This window comes from Mesobacillus campisalis (genome assembly GCF_000986785.1).
GTDB classification, from domain to species: Bacteria; Bacillota; Bacilli; order Bacillales; family Cytobacillaceae; genus Mesobacillus_B; species Mesobacillus_B campisalis.
In genome coordinates this window covers 1-16,222 of sequence record NZ_LAYY01000003.1, presented here as the reverse complement: position 1 = coordinate 16,222, position 16,222 = coordinate 1, and the positions used below count along the sequence as shown (strand labels likewise).

Here is a 16,222-nt window from a genome sequence, read left to right as displayed (position 1 = left end):
GGACAGGGGCATTTTGAGTTCCAGAATGCCCCGGGCTTTTCGGCAGTACATAAAAAACAAGGAAAACCAAAGCTACTTTAGGAGGCAATGTTATGAAATTCACAAGGTTTACAGCGGGTGACAACACCCATTCCGGGATTATTGAAGGCGAGACGGTCAGGGAGATAACAGGCGACATCTTTACAAGCTGGTCCTACACGGGAAATGTATTTTCCCTCAGTGATATCAGTCTGCTGGCTCCGCTGGTGCCAAACCAGGTCATAGGAATTGGGGCTAATTACGTCGCCCAGAAGGAAGAGGTTCCAGATGAGCTGCCAAAGATTCCTGTATTTTTCTTCAAACCGGTCTCCTCTGTTATTGGCCCGGAAGAGGATATTCTCATTCCCGAGGGAATCGATGAAGTCAAATTCGAGTCCGAGCTGGCCATTGTGATAGGCAGGGAAGCCAAAAATATAGCTGAAGAGGATGTGCTCGACTATGTGTTCGGCTATACAGTCGGAAACGATGTCACCGCCCCGCAGTTTTTTCACGAAGCCGGACACTGGACAATCGGCAAATCCTTTGACACCTTCACTCCGCTTGGACCGGTAATTGAGACCGAACTTGATCCTTTCGAAGTACGTGTCGAGGCTTTGCTGAATGGCGAAGAAAAACAAAACAGCCCAACCGAACTTATGATTGTTCCCATCAGAAAGATGATTTCCTATTTATCCAATGTCATGACATTAAAGCCAGGAGATGTCATTTTGACAGGCAGCCCGCTGGGAGCCGAGATGGTCCACCAGGGCGATGTCATCGAATGCAGCATCAAAGAGATTGGGACACTCCGCAACACTTTTAAATTGGCAAACAAGAAGGCAAGCATTTCTTAGGAAATCCGCTTCCTCAAAGAATCCCCTTAACACTGAAGCAAGGGGATTCTCTTTATTATCAATATTCTAAAAATTATTGAAATTAAACAGATTCCTAGTATAATAGTTTTGAGGCGATTGTTCTATAACAAAATAATAACCGTTATACGACAGCGCTTTGCCATTTTGTTATGTACTAATTAAAAACTTTTGAAGACAAGAAAAGGGGGTAGAAAATTTGAGCACAGGCATACTGGCATTTTTATCGCTCCTGCCAATTCTCGCCGTGGCTATTTTCCTGGTTGGAATGAGGATGCCCGCCAGCAAGGCGATGCCAATCTCCTATGTGGTGGCAGTGGGGCTCGCCTTACTTATCTGGAAGGTTCCAGGAGCCAATGTGGCCGCCGCATCCATCAACGGCCTGGTTGTCGCAGGAACACTTTTGTACATTATTTTTGGGGCCATCCTGTTATTGAACACCCTGCAGGAAAGCGGCGGGCTGAGGACAATCCGCCAGGGATTCACCGACATTTCAGAAGACCGCAGGATCCAGGTGATCATTGTGGCCTGGCTGTTCGGATCATTCATTGAAGGATCTGCCGGGTTCGGGACGCCCGCAGCAGTGGCAGTTCCGCTGATGGTAGGCCTGGGATTTCCGGCGATGGCAGCAGTTGTGGCCGGCATGGTCATCCAGAGCACCCCGGTATCCTTTGGTGCCGTAGGGACACCCATGATTGTAGGGGTGGGAACTGGTCTCTCAGCCGACCCGACAATTACAAATGATTTTGTCGGGCTCATAAGTTTCATTGCAACGAAGGTAGCCTTCCTTCATATGGTTGCAGGTACTCTAATTCCACTATTCGTTGTGGCCTTGATGACAAGATACTTTGGTAAAAACAAATCATTTACCGAAGGATTGAAAATATGGAAGTTTGCCTTGTTCGCCGCGTTCGCCATGACTATTCCGTATGTTCTAGTGGCGAATCTCCTTGGACCGGAATTCCCATCGATGATCGGCGGATTGACTGGGCTGGCGATTGTCATTTTTGCTGCTAAAAAAGGATTCCTTATGCCGCCTAAAGAAGAGGCCTGGGATTTTGAAGAAAAATCCAAATGGGATCCTGAGTGGAGCGGCAAGATTGAAATTAGGGATGTTGCCCACAGGAGCGGCAGCATGGGCATGGTCCGTGCATGGGCACCGTATATTTTGGTCGGTCTGTTTCTGGTGCTCTCCAGATTGAAAACGCTGCCATTTGTGGAGTGGCTGCAAAAGTGGACCCTGGCAGCAGAGGATATTTTCGGATCGGGCATTACGGCCAGCTTCCAGCCGCTATATTCTCCGGGAACAATCTTTATTCTCGTTTCCTTAATTACTTTCTTTATCCACGGCATGAGTGGAAGCGCATACAAGTTAGCTTTTACACAATCTGCTAAAACAACGGTAGCGGCTTCAACGGCGCTAGTGTTTACTGTTCCCATGGTTCAGGTTTTCCTGAATTCAGGAGGCGGAGCCGCTGGGTACGATCGAATGCCAATTGAGCTGGCCAACGGGGTTGCGGCACTCGCAGGCGATTTCTGGCCAATTTTTGCAACCTTCATCGGCGGCCTTGGCGCCTTCATCGCAGGCAGCAATACTGTCAGCAACATGATGTTTGCACTGTTCCAATATGACGTAGGCTCACAAATCGGTGTTGACCCTACATGGATTGTCGCATTGCAGGCTGTCGGCGGGGCGGCAGGAAACATGATCTGCGTCCACAACGTTGTTGCCGCCTCTGCGGTCGTGGGTCTTGTGGGCAAAGAAGGAATCGTGATTCGAAAGACACTTCTGCCTTTCACCTATTATGCGTTGCTTCTTGGCGGATTGGGCTATTCAATCGTCTGGTATGCCGAGAAAGGACTTTTTAATCTTGGCAGCTTTATCGTAGCATTGATTGCCATGGCGGCTATTTACATTATTGCTACCAACAAGAAAAGGGCTAGCCAGATTACAGTGAATACGCCGGGGGGAAAAACCCTCTAATTTCCGGGAAAAAGAATAAATCCGCTGCGTCAATATGAGCAGCGGATTTTTGTTTTACAGATAATGCTTGTGGCTTTCTTGCTACTCTTTCTCAAACAGCTGAATCTTTTCACGGACAAATGCAGGTACAGGCTGTGGTTCATGTGTGGCAGGATTAATGCTGACGTAAATGATTTCGGCTTGAAGCAAGGGTTTTTCGCCCTCTCTTGTAATCAGGAACTCCATGGCGATGCTGCTGTTGCCTATCCTTGTTGTCCTGCACCAGATCTCAAGCCAGTCATTTAATTTCGCAGGACTTTTGTATTCCATTGTTGTCTTTGCCACCACGAAATCGAACTCGCCCTTTTCTGCCAGTGAGTCAACATCCATCCCCAGCCCTTCCGAAAAATACTCCGTTACGGCAACATCCAGATAGGTTAAATAATGGGCATTGAAAACAATCTTTTGTCCATCAATTTCGGAATAGCGTACTTTAAGCCGGTGTGAAAAACGGAAACCTTCAGTCACTGTTGCTTCCTCCTTATGTATAGTTATTCCTATTATAAAATAGATAGAATTTTCCGTCATTAATTTTTAAGAGGTTCTGCAGTAGGGAACTCATTCTCAGGGCAAACTGTTAAGGCCAGTTATATTTTGGTTTCATGTTAAAATAGGGTATACAAAAGTAAGGGGGGATTTGTTTTGACATTTCACCAATATCCAAATACGTATGTAAGCCAGGTGCACTTGCTGGTTCAGGATGTTAAAAGAAGCACCAAATTTTATCAGGAAATCATTGGGTTTAGAATCCTGAGCCAAAATGAGCGCCAGGCTGTATTGACTGCAGATGGAAAGACGCCGCTTTTGGTTGTGGAACAGCCTGAAGGAGCGGCACCAAAACAGCCTAGGACAACCGGTCTTTATCATTTTGCCCTTCTGCTGCCTTCGAGGGCCGATCTTGGCAGCGCATTGCTTCATCTTCTCCAAACGCAGTACCCCCTGCAGGGAGCATCTGATCATCTGGTCAGTGAAGCGATTTACCTGGCGGATCCGGATGGCAACGGAATTGAAATTTATGCGGACACCCCGGCGGAGAGCTGGACCTGGAATTCCGGTCAGGTGGAAATGGCAACAAAGCCGCTGAATGCCGAAGAATTGCTGGCAATAGGCAATGGAACGCCATGGAATGGATTACCGGAAGAAACGATAATGGGCCACATTCATCTGCATGTGGCGGAATTGCAGGAAATTGAGCAGTTCTACTGCGACGGTCTGGGCTTTGATGTGGTCCTTAAGTACGGTCCGCAGGCTTTGTTCATTTCGACTGGCGGATATCACCATCATATTGGCCTAAATACCTGGAACGGTCCGGGTGCACCGTCCCCAAAGGAAAATGCTTCAGGGCTGAAAACTTTCACACTGGCTTTTCCAAAAGAAGAGAAAGAAAATATTACAGGCCGGCTGCGGAAACTTGCGGCACAAGTAAACGAAATAGAAGGAGCGCTTCTTACACAGGATCCTTCCGGGAATAAGATAAAGCTGGTATTTTCATGATAACCCAACACCTTCATCCAACCTGGATGAAGGTTTTTTTTGTTGTTTTTAAGATATTTTTAAGAGTTTGTTTACTGGCATTTTAGATTTAAGGATTATTCTATGGATGTAAAAACAATTGCAGGGAGGCTGGCGAAAATGAAAAAAAGGACATGGGCCATTTTGGGGTTGAGCGGAGCATTGCTGATAGGAAGTGCTTATTCAATTTCGGCAAATACACCGGGATATGAATTGTACAAGGAGGCACTGAAAGCAACACATCAGGTTGAAAGTTCCAAATTGAATCTTTCCTTTGAGCTGGAAGATAACAGCCGGGGACTTTTTAGCAGTGAATACGTCATGAAAACAGACAGGCTCGCCAACACGATGATAGGTGAAGGTACGGTCTCAAACGGATTAAAGTCAAGCAGTCATGAAATGGCCAAGCAGGGTGGGAAGTTCCTGATCCAAAAGAATGACGAAGACAAGATATATGCAATGACGCTAACCGGAAAACATCCTGGCAAGGAGGCCTTAAGCAACGAAGAATTGAGAGATGACCTTGAAGGGGTGGTTGATATCCTGACAAAGAAGCTTCAGCGCAACATTGAAACCTCAGTGAATAAGGATGGTTCCCAAGAAATTGCGCTCGATGTTCCAGATAAGGAAATACCAGGGGCCATCGATGCACTAACATCATTGGCCTATAAGCATTCTGTCCAGATGAATGACAGGGAAAGCGGCAGGGATTCCGGTTTCCATGATGTAAAGCCTGAAATGCCAAAGCTGGAAGAGGACATCAAAATAAAGAAAGTGAAAATCGCCGCAAGCGTCAGCGCTGCCAAAATAATCGAGAAGCAGAGTGTTGAAGTGGCCCTGACCGGCAAAGACGAGAATGGAAAACAGCATGAACTCACCATGACTTTCCAGCTGGCATTATCCGATATCAACAGCACAAATGTCGATGCAATGGATATAACCGGCCTGGAAATCGTTGAACTTCAGCACCCTCACCATTGATAACATTTACGCTTTAAAGCGCCGGGGGTCTGACCCCCGGTGCTTTAAAGCGTAAATGTGAAGATTTGGTGGATATGCTTCAGTTTGCATGAATAGTTTCCATTTCGTTCATTGTATTGTCCTGCGGTCTATTATATTTTTAAGTAAAAGACCTATATTGAAGGTGTTAAAATTGTCAATTCGCTACCGTTTAATCCTTTCCTACATGGCGATGATCCTTGTTCCTATCCTCCTGTTTGCTGTGGCAGGGATGCTTATGATTCTATTTTTTCTCGGAGACTTAAAGGAAATCCAGAGTCTCCTTCCTGAAAGCCATAACAACAAACAAACAGCAACAGGGGAGTCGAGGCTGTTTGCACAGCTTAAGGAAAAAGCGTTTTATGAGCCAACGGGTTTTATCGAACCGGGTTACCTGGAGTCGGCAGAGCAGGAACTAGCGCGGGAAGATATTTCTTTAGTGATTAAACAGGATCAGGAAATTATTTATGCCTCAAAAGCCGCGGCCCATATTCTCGTGGAAAGTCTTCCTGAATTCGGTCTCCATTCATCCGATAATAATATCGAACATATTGGAGGCAATACTTATTCCATCAAACAGCAGGACTTTTTCATTCCGGGCGAGGGGGCCGCTTCCTTTTATTTTATCAGGGATGCCAATTTCCTTGCGGGGATGATGCAGACCGTTTATCCAGCTTCCTTTGTCCTGCTGGTTCTTGCCCTGGTCATTACCAACGGTATCCTGACTTACTATGTTTCCCGAAGCATCATCACTCCCATCCATGCCCTTAAGAGAGCGGCCCAAAAAATCAGGGATGGCCACCTGGGGCAGCCTATTGAAATAACCGGGAGAGATGAAATTGCCGAGCTCGCCGAAACATTTGAAGGAATGCGAAGGCAGCTGGAGGAATCGGCGGCTCTCCAGACACAGTACGAGGAAAACCGGAAGGAATTGATTGCCCATATTTCCCATGATTTAAAAACGCCTATTACGTCGATAAAAGGCTATGTAGAAGGAATCCGGGACGGGATTGCATCCTCCCCGGTAAAGCTTGACCGCTATTTGGCGACCATCCATCAAAAAGCAAATGATTTGGACCATCTGATTGATGAGTTATTTTTATATTCCAAGCTGGATTTGGGAAAAGTTCCTTTTTCTTTTGAAGAGGTGGAGATGAGAGGCTATCTATTGGACTTTATAGAAGAGTTACGTTTTGATTTTGAACAAACCCGCGCAGAAATAAACTTCACGCACAACCCTTCTGGTACCTATGTTGTGAAGATCGACCGGGATAAAATGAAACGTGTGTTTTCAAACATCATCGACAATAGCCTTAAATATATGAATAAAGAAAAAGGAAGGATTGATATACATCTTGGCAATTCCGGGAAAGGGGTAATCATTGAAATTGCCGACAATGGTCCAGGCATCGATCCGGATGCATTGCCTTTTGTCTTCCACCAGTTTTATCGGGCCGAACAGTCAAGAAATAAACAAACAGGAGGCAGCGGGCTGGGACTCGCCATTGCGAGGATGATTGTGGAGGAGCATGGAGGTGTCATTAGTGCGGAAAGTTCAGCAAATGGCACAAAAATCAGCCTTTCGCTAAAGAAAGCAATAAAGGGGGGCTTCCTGTGAAAAAAGTACTCATTATTGAAGACGAAAAAAGCATTGCCGATCTGGAAAGGGATTACCTTGAAATCAATGGTTTTGATGCCGATGTTGCCTTGGCTGGAGATATAGGACTGCATAAAGCCATGACGATGGATTACGATCTTATCCTCCTTGATGTGATGCTCCCGGTGCTGGATGGGTTTGAAATTTGCAAAAAAATCCGCAGCGTTAAGGATATCCCCATTATGATGGTTAGTGCAAAAAAAGATGATATTGATAAAATCAGGGGATTTGGCCTTGGGGCAGACGACTATATGGTAAAACCATTCTCGCCCAATGAACTGGTTGCGAGGATCAAGGCCCATTTGGCCAGATATGAGCGCCTAGTTGCCAAACAGCATGCCATGCCGCTGAACGAAATTTATATCAGGGGTTTGCAGATTAACCGGGGTGCCCGGAGAGTGTACGTTAATAATCAGGAGGTGGTATTTACAACAAAGGAGTTTGACCTTCTGACCTTCCTTGCAGCAAATCCCAACCAGGTGTTCAGCAAGGTCCAGCTGTTTGAACGTATCTGGGGATATGACAGTGTCGGCGATATTACCACCGTAACGGTCCATATCAGGAAAATCCGCGAAAAAATAGAAAATACCCTTCCAATCCGCTGTATATTGAGACCGTATGGGGAGCGGGTTACCGGTTTAGAGGGGAATAGCGGGGTATCCAAAGCTGCCATCAAATTTTTATATTTTCCAACATTGCTTTATAATAAAAACCAGGCTTGAACAATTTGTTTCCAGAGCCTGGTTCTTTTTCTACCTGGGCAATCGTAAAAATTGGATTAAGTGGCGGATGAAGGCCGAAGTGATTTCAAAAGAGCTGGAGGAAAACATGAAAGACTGGATCTTTATGTTCATGGAAGAGTATGGTTACATCGGAATTATGCTGGTTATTGCTTTGGAAAATTTATTTCCGCCCATTCCGTCCGAGATTGTCCTGCCCTTCGGGGGATTTATGACGACCAGGACCGGATTGACCGTTCCTGGGGTTGTGCTCGCCTCCACCCTTGGTTCAGTAATTGGAGCTGTTATTTTGTACAGTATTGGAAGGCTGGTGAATGTGGACCAGCTTGAAAGATTCATAGGCCGCTGGGGACATATTCTTAGAGTCAGCAAGAAGGATGTTCGGACGGCTGAGGGCTGGTTTATAAGATATGGAAACTGGACAGTGTTTTTTTGCCGCCTCATTCCGGTGGTCCGCAGCCTGATTTCGATACCTGCGGGGATGGCCAGGATGGGCCTTGCCTCTTTTATCCTCTATTCCACAATGGGTACGCTTGTGTGGAATACGATATTGGTCAGCCTGGGTGCTTTTCTAGGTGCCTCCTGGGAAGAAGTGCTTCAGTATGTAGAAGTTTATAAAAGCATGTTCTACCTTTTGTTTGGAGTTGCTTTTTTGGCTGCAGCGGTTTGGTATATAAAGAGGAGACGAACCTTCAGGTAAAAACAGGAGATTGACAATTCCTTCAATCTGATTTATTTTAAGTAAGGAACGAATTTAATAGAAGCCCGTTAAAGGGGAGTAGCAGTACAATAAAAGTCGTCATGACGAGAACTTGTTCTCCGGCTTTGTTGGCAACAATTCTGTTGTTTGCAAGACCTTTACATACACTGTAAAGGTCTTTTTCTGTTCTTTTTAAGGCCTTTGCCCGTCCGCGGCAAGGGTCTTTTGCTTTTCCGGGCTCTAAAACGCTATTTTAATAGTTTACAGGGGAGGATTTATTCATGGAAATCGCATTATTGCTCGAATATGGCTGGGTACTCCTTGTCCTGGTCCTGATGGAAGGCCTCTTGGCTGCGGATAATGCACTTGTTCTTGCAATCATGGTACGGCATCTGCCGGAAGAACAACGCAAAAAAGCATTGTTTTATGGACTGGCAGGGGCTTTTGTATTCCGCTTTGCTTCACTCTTTGCTATTTCCTATCTTGTTGATATTTGGCAAGTCCAGGCAATTGGTGCCCTTTATTTATTGTTTATGGCGATCAATCATATTGTCAGGAAATTGGTCAAAGGCAAGGTAGAGGAAGAAAATGAGGAAAAGAATTTAAAACGGAAGAGCGGTTTTTGGTTGACAGTGTTTAAGGTAGAGCTTGCCGATATCGCCTTTGCTGTTGATTCAATCCTGGCAGCTGTAGCTTTGGCAATGACGCTTCCAAACACACCGCTTCCCCAAATCGGCGGAATGGATGGCGGAAAATTCCTTGTCATATTTGCCGGAGGAATGATTGGGGTAATCATTATGCGTTTTGCGGCAGGGTTATTTGTCAAACTACTGGAAAGAAGGCCTGGCCTTGAGGTTGCGGCTTTCGTCATCGTCGGATGGGTTGGGGTAAAACTGGCCGTCTTAACGTTGTCTCATCCTGCATTGGGCATCATCAGCGAACATTTTGCCCATTCAACCGCCTGGAAAGCAACATTCTATATTGTGCTGGTTGCCATTGCGGCAGGCGGATGGTTCTTATCAAAGGACCAGAATGAAGAACAAAAAGCATCAAACGTATCCTAGTTCAAACAATGATGAAGATAATCTGCAAAAAGGGCAGGCCATTACCAGGCCTGCCCTTGCTTGTGAATATAACTTTTGAAGCGCTGTGTCACATTTTGGAATAAAAATTCTGGGTGTAATAAGGCTGTGACTGGGTGTTGAAGTCCACCCCTACGCCGAGAAGCTTAAAATCCGGCTTTAAGATGTTTTCGCGGTGACCCAGCGAATTCATCAGTCCTTCATGTGCAAAAATGCTGCTCGACTGGCCGTACGCCAGGTTCTCCCCGGCCACCGAAAAGCGGATGCCATCCTCTGACATTCGGTCAAAGGGTGACTGCCCTTCAAGGTTGGTATGGTTAAAGTAGTTGTTTTCAGCCATATCGGTACTATGCCGACGGGCAGTCGAGCGCACACTCTCATCCCATTCAAGCGGCTGAAGGCCATGCTTTATTCTTGCCGCATTTGTCAGGTCAAAAAGCTGTAATTCATAGCCTTCCTTTAGATCCCTGCTAGGCTGGGTATAGAAATCCTTTCTTTGTTCTTCCATTCCTTCACTAATCACCTGGATGGCCGTAACCGTGTTTCCCTCATGTTTGTCGTAAAAAATCGATATATAACTGCCGTCAAGCTGGTACAAGTCATATTCACGATCCTCATTCAGCTGATAGACCGTAAATCCTTTTTTTATTTTATCCATCGATTGTCCCAACTCGCTGCGGACATACTCTTGAGGGCTTCCGTGGCGGATTCCGCTGGTGGACGAAATGAGATCCTGGTTTGTATAGGCACCGGCCACTTGATTATTTTCATCGTAGGCGAGCATCAAAAAGTTCCGATAATCCTGGTGGTAGGCATGCCATTCTGTTCCATATTCATTAATAGTCGACCTGACAGGGCTGCCAAGACTGTTTTCCACCGACTCCTTCGTATCGCCCAGTTCGATATTCGCAAAAGAAAATGTCCGTTCCGAGGGGGGAGTGAGCTCAGAAGCTTCAGGCGAATTTTTTGGAGCAGGGCTATCCTGCTCCTGAAGGCGGTCCAAGGTAGTTTTCAGCATTAGGGAGAGCCTCGAAACTCCATCAGCCAGCTGGTTAATCGAATCGTCAATCCCTCCCGGGTCAGAACTGGCGGTATACTCCGATTTCAGCGATTCCAGATCTGCCGGCTCCTGGAAGACTTTTCCCTGAAGGGAGGGCCAAGATGTATACAAAAATAATCCTGCAATTATGATTAGAATTAGCCGCAATTTTCTTCCTCACTTTCTTGAAAGGGGAATCTATTCCTTCACCATCATACCCAATATGCAGCAAGGGGCAAACCTTCCTAGAGCATGGGGAGTGTCTCCTCCTCTTATTGCGGGAGGAGAACCTATCCTCTATTATCAACTTTTGTATGGGACAATGTAAAATCCATCTTCTTCCGACCATTCAGCACAGAAGATGTTTTTGATATTGCTTTGACCCTCTTTTCGAAGGGCCTCCTTCAGCCATGAGGAATCTTTCCCGATTTCCTCCAGCCCATCCTCGACGACTTCTCCTTCATCCACCAATAAAATCGAAGGGTTATTCTCTGGGGCCTTGATGCCCATTGCTTCAGGAGTAATTGGTTCGTACTTGCCAAACCTTTGCACACTTAATCCTCCGCTGGTTTCTAAATAGGCATTCTTTACTTCGCTAACGCTGAATACTCCATTTTGCCTTAATAAAGTCCGCAGCTGTTCCATCTCGAGATGGTTTTTCTGCATAGCTTCTACATTGAGCTTGCCATCTGCGATAATGTGGGATTCCTTCCCTTTAAAAATAGAGCGGAAAAAATTTTTCTTTTTGGCGAGTATTTCAATCGTATAAATAAGGGCTCCCCATAAAGCAGCAGAATAGGCAAGGTGGAGCGGAGAGACTTTCTCATCGTAAATGGATTCCTCTACAATGCCTCCCAATATAATCGCATAGATAAAATCAAAGGGAGTAACCTGTGACAGCTCCTTTTTACCCATCAGGCGGGTGACTGCCAGCAATGTTACTAATCCCACCACCAATTTCACTGTAATGGACAAATACACTTAAGGTTCCTCCTTTCGCTTTTAGCCTCTATTCCCCTTTTTCCTCATTCCATGCATATTCTCTGGTTTTCAATTTTTTGTGAAAGAGGGAGAAGTCTTCCTTGGGCCAGTTCCTCCCTTTGATCATGACAGCAAATATAAAATTGGATGAAGACGAATAATTGCCATGCAATCCGGGAATGATGAAGATATGGAAAGACTCCGGGCTACAGGCATAAGTTTGCTCAGCTTATGATGAAAACCAATCCTTGCCAAGGACTTGATAATTCTTTTAAGGTCTGTTATTATGAAATAGAATTATTTTTGTTCGGTATGTATAGGAAGAAAAAGTTTTCGCCTGGATATCACTTAGAGCAAGAATAGTAATAAAATGTGTGGTATTGCACACTAGGAGGCAACAAGCATGGAAAATGGTAAAGTAAAATGGTTTAACGCAGAAAAGGGCTTTGGTTTCATCGAGCGTGAAGGTGGAGATGACGTATTCGTTCATTTCTCAGCTATCCAAGGCGAAGGCTTCAAGACTCTTGAAGAAGGCCAAGAAGTTACTTTTGACGTTGAGCAAGGAGCTCGTGGACCACAAGCTGCTAACGTTCGCAAGAACTAATTAAACCAACCAAAAACAGACTCATTCCGGGTCTGTTTTTTTATTTTACGGAATAGCAGAGCGCCAGCAAAAATAATTACTTGACGGTATTTTTAATGAGGACTACACTAAAATACATATGACAAGCTGTCAAATAAATTAAAATAAGGAGCCGCACATGAAGCTGAAATCATTAATTCCGTTCCTGATTGCCGTCCTGCTTTTGTCTGCCTGCGGGCAAGGAGGAATGGACGAACCAGTCACCTTGTTAAACCAGGACAAGGAAGAAGTAACTTTCCCAACAGGAAAGCCTGTTGTTTTCTTTTTCATCACTTCGTATACCTGAGGAGTCTGCCAACAGCAGCTAGTTGAGCTGCATGCGAACCTCGAGGAACTGAAAAAATTGGATACCGAAATGTATATTATCAGCAAGGACAAATCGGAAAATCAACTTGAACTTTATAGCCAGCTGGAAGATTATTTTGGCGAAAGCCTGCCGTTTGTATCAGACGAAAAGCTTACGATGATCGACCATATGGATATGAAGAATGGGGATACGGCCTATAGAGGATATGCCTTGATCGACGGTGAGGGCGAACTAGTCTTTAAAACGGTCAATGACTTCTGGGGAGAACAATTTGACAAAACGCTGGCTGAGATTAAGGACGAGCTTAACAAACTGGAGAAATAGGGATTAACTACCGAAAAGTCTTAACCGTGCTTTTCGACCGTTAAGCGCACATAAATCAGAAGGTAATTTGCTTAGAAAAATGCTTGGAGCAGGCTCCAAGCATTTTTCTGTACATTATTTTCACCCGATCATTGGTACATAGGCAGAAATCCTTTTGCGAAACAAGTATAGAGAAATATTGGTCCATCGGAAAAAGAAAATAGACGGATAAATTCCGCTTAAATTGGGAAATACCAACATTTCCTCGATTATAAGAGGAGTTTTTCCGTTTATATTCATCTAAACCGTAGTTTTCGACCTATATTAGAGAAGTTAATCGGAATTACTCCGCTTATTCCTGCTCCTTAAGCGCCTGTTATATAACTTAACCGGAATTTCTCCGCCTATGAATTCCTTGCATGCACGAGTAGCTAGCAATGAATAAAAACTAGTCTGCTGGAAAATAAAAAAAGACTTTGCAAATGCAAAGTCTTTTTAGATGGAGAATAGGGGGCTCGAACCCCTGACCTCTTGCATGCCATGCAAGCGCTCTCCCAGCTGAGCTAATCCCCCGTACTGTTGTGTGCCAGGTACAAGAATGATTATATCTGCTTATTCGGGATGATGCAAGAGGAATTTAAATAAAAAAATATTTAGACTTTTTGTCGAAATACAAAAAGGGAGGGCAAACCAGTTACAGGCTTTCGATTTTGACCCGCTTTATTCCATCAACAACGGAAACAGCTTCATATACATCTGTTGTTTGCCTGCGGTAATTAACGGTCACAAGAAGCTGTACAGACTGGCCGCCTTCCTCAAGGTCTTTAATCCGGACCTTTTTAATGGATATTTTCTTCTCTTTTACCTGGGCAAGAACAACAGAGATTCCTGTTTCCTGCAGGACATTGAACTCCAGCAGCAATTCCTTCTCCCTTAGCTGCCTTGGCCCTATCAACCCCATAAGGAAAGGCATGAATTCAACACTGAAGATGAGAAGTGCCACACCTGCGATAGCTTCCATATAAAAGCCGGCTCCAACGGCGATCCCAATCCCGGCTGCTCCCCAAATCATTGCCGCCGTGGTTAAGCCTGAAATGGTATCGTTACCTCTTCTTAAAATAACCCCAGCTCCAAGAAAACCAATTCCAGATACAATCTGTGCGGCCAAACGGAGCGGATCCATGGTAATATTAATGTCGTCGTCCCCTGGAAACATATAGGCAGATTCAATGGAAACAATGGTAAGCAGGCAGCTGACGATGCAAATCACAAGGCTTGTTTTTAAGCCGACCGGTTTCCGCTTCAACTCGCGTTCAAGTCCGATAACCAATCCCAGAAAAGCGGAAAGCCCCAGCCTGATCATGATCTCAGAGTTAATGGCATGAATAATCATTTAAACCCCACCTAACGGAAAAGTATGGAACAAAGAAGAAAAAACGTCTGAATTCATTATTTATTTTACTCTATAAAATAGTATACACTTTCAATAACTTGAAAGGTGGAAGGAGAAGAAAGTTGATTTGGCAAAATTACAAGTTAATCCTTATGTTATGCTGGCGATTGGGGTAGCAGCTGTTTCTACATCTGCGATACTTGTCAAAGTATCGTCTGCGCCATCAGGTGTTATTGCGTTTTACCGGCTTTTATTTTCAGTGCTTTTTATGCTTCCGGTCTTTATTTTAAAATATGTCCGCGAACTTGGTTTTATAACAAGGCGGGATTGGGGTTTTTCAGTACTTTCGGGGATCTTCCTGGCCTTTCACTTTATCCTTTGGTTTGAATCTTTAAACTTTACTTCGGTGGCCAGTTCAACCGTCCTTGTAACACTGCAGCCTTTATTCGCCTTCGCTGGAACTTATATCTTTTTTAAAGAAGTACTTTCCATGAAGGCCATATTTTCCGGGCTTCTTGCTGTGTTAGGAAGTATAATCATTGCCTTCGGAGATTTCCGGATAAGCGGCAGTGCATTGTGGGGAGATATGCTGGCCCTGGCTGCCTGTGCCCTGATCACCTTTTATCTAATGTTTGGACAGTCAGTCCGAAAAAGAGTGTCACTTGTCACCTATACTTTCATTGTATACTCCATTAGCACTATCACTCTTTTTTTCTATGTACTGCTTAAGGGCGAACCATTATTGCCTTACCCTTCCCAGGATTGGCTTTTCTTCATCCTGCTGGCGCTAGTACCTACCCTTCTGGGGCACACCCTGTTAAATTGGTGTGTAAAATGGCTGAGCACTTCCACTATATCGGTCGCTATTCTTTTTGAACCGGTGGGAGCGGCTTTGCTGGCGTACTATATTCTGCAGGAAACAGTGATGTGGACCCAAATTGCCGGAGGTTTGATTATAATAGCGGGAATCGGCCTGTTCCTGATGGACGAGCGGAAAATCCGGCTGAAACGTCTGGAAACAAAATCAGGCACCGTTTGAAAAACAATCCCATGCGCGGGATTGTTTTTTTTGTTTGTAAAAATTATATTGAAAAAGTGAAATCTGCGTGGTATATTATAAACCTGCTCCAGGACAGGAGACATTCCGAAAACGGTCTTTTGATGAACGTTGAAAGAAATTATCGAATGATGTTGACAATGGTCAGCCAGCATGTTATATTATTAAAGTCGCAGCGAGCGGCGCAGTAATTAAATTGCTCTTTGAAAACTAAACAAACAAGCGTCAACAAACAATAATATTCATGGCTTCTATTATAGAAGAACATGAGCCAACGTTTTATTTTATGAGCTAATCACTCTTTATTGGAGAGTTTGATCCTGGCTCAGGACGAACGCTGGCGGCGTGCCTAATACATGCAAGTCGAGCGGACTTGAGGGAGCTTGCTCCCGATGGTCAGCGGCGGACGGGTGAGTAACACGTGGGCAACCTGCCTGTAAGACTGGGATAACTCCGGGAAACCGGGGCTAATACCGGATAATGCATTCCCTCACATGAGGGAATGCTGAAAGACGGCTTTTGCTGTCACTTACAGATGGGCCCGCGGCGCATTAGCTAGTTGGTGAGGTAACGGCTCACCAAGGCCACGATGCGTAGCCGACCTGAGAGGGTGATCGGCCACACTGGGACTGAGACACGGCCCAGACTCCTACGGGAGGCAGCAGTAGGGAATCTTCCGCAATGGACGAAAGTCTGACGGAGCAACGCCGCGTGAGCGAAGAAGGCCTTCGGGTCGTAAAGCTCTGTTGTCAGGGAAGAACAAGTACCGGAGTAACTGCCGGTACCTTGACGGTACCTGACCAGAAAGCCACGGCTAACTACGTGCCAGCAGCCGCGGTAATACGTAGGTGGCAAGCGTTGTCCGGAATTATTGGGCGTAAAGCGCGCGCAGGCGG

The 16,222-nt window shown here is 45.2% G+C and carries 14 protein-coding genes, 1 tRNA gene, 1 rRNA gene and 2 pseudogenes; 13 read left to right on the top strand and 5 right to left on the bottom strand.

What is annotated here, in order from left to right:
* Positions 1-92 precede the first annotated feature (92 nt).
* Positions 93-872 carry a fumarylacetoacetate hydrolase family protein gene (locus tag WQ57_RS03285; protein ID WP_046522308.1) on the top strand — a complete coding sequence of 260 codons (780 nt, stop codon included), beginning with the start codon at positions 93-95 and terminating at the stop codon, positions 870-872.
* 217 nt (positions 873-1,089) lie between these two features.
* Positions 1,090-2,874, top strand: coding sequence for an L-lactate permease (locus WQ57_RS03280; RefSeq protein WP_046522307.1), 1,785 nt, complete (start codon positions 1,090-1,092; stop codon positions 2,872-2,874).
* An 81-nt stretch (positions 2,875-2,955) separates the two neighbouring features.
* Here WQ57_RS03280 and WQ57_RS03275 read toward each other — a convergent pair whose 3' ends face one another.
* Positions 2,956-3,381: an acyl-CoA thioesterase gene (locus WQ57_RS03275; protein ID WP_046522306.1), complete on the bottom strand. Its 426-nt coding sequence runs from the start codon at positions 3,379-3,381 to the stop codon at positions 2,956-2,958.
* 174 nt (positions 3,382-3,555) lie between these two features.
* Between WQ57_RS03275 and WQ57_RS03270 the strand changes: the two genes are divergently transcribed.
* From WQ57_RS03270 to WQ57_RS03245, 6 genes and pseudogenes are all read left to right on the top strand, one after another.
* Entirely contained in the window at positions 3,556-4,407 is an 852-nt protein-coding gene (locus WQ57_RS03270; RefSeq protein WP_046522305.1) for a VOC family protein, read from the top strand.
* A 138-nt stretch (positions 4,408-4,545) separates the two neighbouring features.
* Complete coding sequence (locus WQ57_RS03265; protein WP_156183040.1) at positions 4,546-5,406, top strand: hypothetical protein; 861 nt, start codon at positions 4,546-4,548, stop codon at positions 5,404-5,406.
* 172 nt (positions 5,407-5,578) lie between these two features.
* A complete protein-coding gene (locus tag WQ57_RS03260) occupies positions 5,579-7,042 on the top strand; it encodes a sensor histidine kinase (RefSeq protein WP_046522303.1) in 1,464 nt (487 codons plus the stop codon).
* Positions 7,039-7,733, top strand: a pseudogene (locus WQ57_RS03255) (response regulator transcription factor). The gene WQ57_RS03260 and the pseudogene WQ57_RS03255 overlap by 4 nt, the downstream one beginning before the upstream one ends.
* A 176-nt stretch (positions 7,734-7,909) precedes the next feature.
* Positions 7,910-8,521, top strand: a complete 612-nt coding sequence (locus tag WQ57_RS03250; RefSeq protein ID WP_046522499.1) for a DedA family protein — start codon at positions 7,910-7,912, stop codon at positions 8,519-8,521.
* Between the two features lie 281 nt (positions 8,522-8,802).
* A complete protein-coding gene (locus tag WQ57_RS03245) occupies positions 8,803-9,585 on the top strand; it encodes a TerC family protein (RefSeq protein ID WP_046522302.1) in 783 nt (260 codons plus the stop codon).
* A gap of 88 nt (positions 9,586-9,673) precedes the next feature.
* Here WQ57_RS03245 and WQ57_RS03240 read toward each other — a convergent pair whose 3' ends face one another.
* Both WQ57_RS03240 and WQ57_RS03235 read right to left on the bottom strand, forming a co-directional pair.
* The gene (locus WQ57_RS03240) at positions 9,674-10,774 is read right to left on the bottom strand and encodes a CAP domain-containing protein (RefSeq protein ID WP_241481471.1); all 1,101 of its coding nucleotides are present in this window, start codon (positions 10,772-10,774) and stop codon (positions 9,674-9,676) included.
* A 171-nt stretch (positions 10,775-10,945) separates the two neighbouring features.
* Positions 10,946-11,623, bottom strand: a complete 678-nt coding sequence (locus tag WQ57_RS03235) for a DUF421 domain-containing protein (RefSeq protein ID WP_046522301.1) — start codon at positions 11,621-11,623, stop codon at positions 10,946-10,948.
* 403 nt (positions 11,624-12,026) lie between these two features.
* Here WQ57_RS03235 and WQ57_RS03230 point away from each other — a divergent pair, with 403 nt between their 5' ends.
* The 3 genes and pseudogenes from WQ57_RS03230 to WQ57_RS03225 form a co-directional block, all read left to right on the top strand.
* Complete coding sequence (locus WQ57_RS03230) at positions 12,027-12,227, top strand: cold-shock protein (protein WP_043932249.1); 201 nt, start codon at positions 12,027-12,029, stop codon at positions 12,225-12,227.
* Between the two features lie 157 nt (positions 12,228-12,384).
* The gene (locus tag WQ57_RS26935; protein WP_173427527.1) at positions 12,385-12,552 is read left to right on the top strand and encodes a hypothetical protein; all 168 of its coding nucleotides are present in this window, start codon (positions 12,385-12,387) and stop codon (positions 12,550-12,552) included.
* Positions 12,553-12,567: 15 nt separating this feature from the next.
* Positions 12,568-12,897: pseudogene (locus WQ57_RS03225) on the top strand (redoxin domain-containing protein); the annotation flags it as partial.
* A gap of 479 nt (positions 12,898-13,376) precedes the next feature.
* On the opposite strand, the gene WQ57_RS03220 reads toward WQ57_RS03225, so the two are convergent.
* Both WQ57_RS03220 and WQ57_RS03215 read right to left on the bottom strand, forming a co-directional pair.
* Positions 13,377-13,449, bottom strand: a tRNA-Ala gene (locus WQ57_RS03220).
* Between the two features lie 121 nt (positions 13,450-13,570).
* Positions 13,571-14,269: an MgtC/SapB family protein gene (locus tag WQ57_RS03215; RefSeq protein ID WP_046522299.1), complete on the bottom strand. Its 699-nt coding sequence runs from the start codon at positions 14,267-14,269 to the stop codon at positions 13,571-13,573.
* A 157-nt stretch (positions 14,270-14,426) separates the two neighbouring features.
* On the opposite strand from WQ57_RS03215, the gene WQ57_RS03210 reads away from it, so the two are divergent.
* Together WQ57_RS03210 and WQ57_RS03200 are read left to right on the top strand one after the other, a co-directional pair.
* Positions 14,427-15,308, top strand: a complete 882-nt coding sequence (locus WQ57_RS03210; protein ID WP_420912372.1) for a DMT family transporter — start codon at positions 14,427-14,429, stop codon at positions 15,306-15,308.
* Between the two features lie 320 nt (positions 15,309-15,628).
* Positions 15,629-16,222: ribosomal RNA gene (locus tag WQ57_RS03200) — 16S ribosomal RNA — on the top strand; the annotation flags it as partial.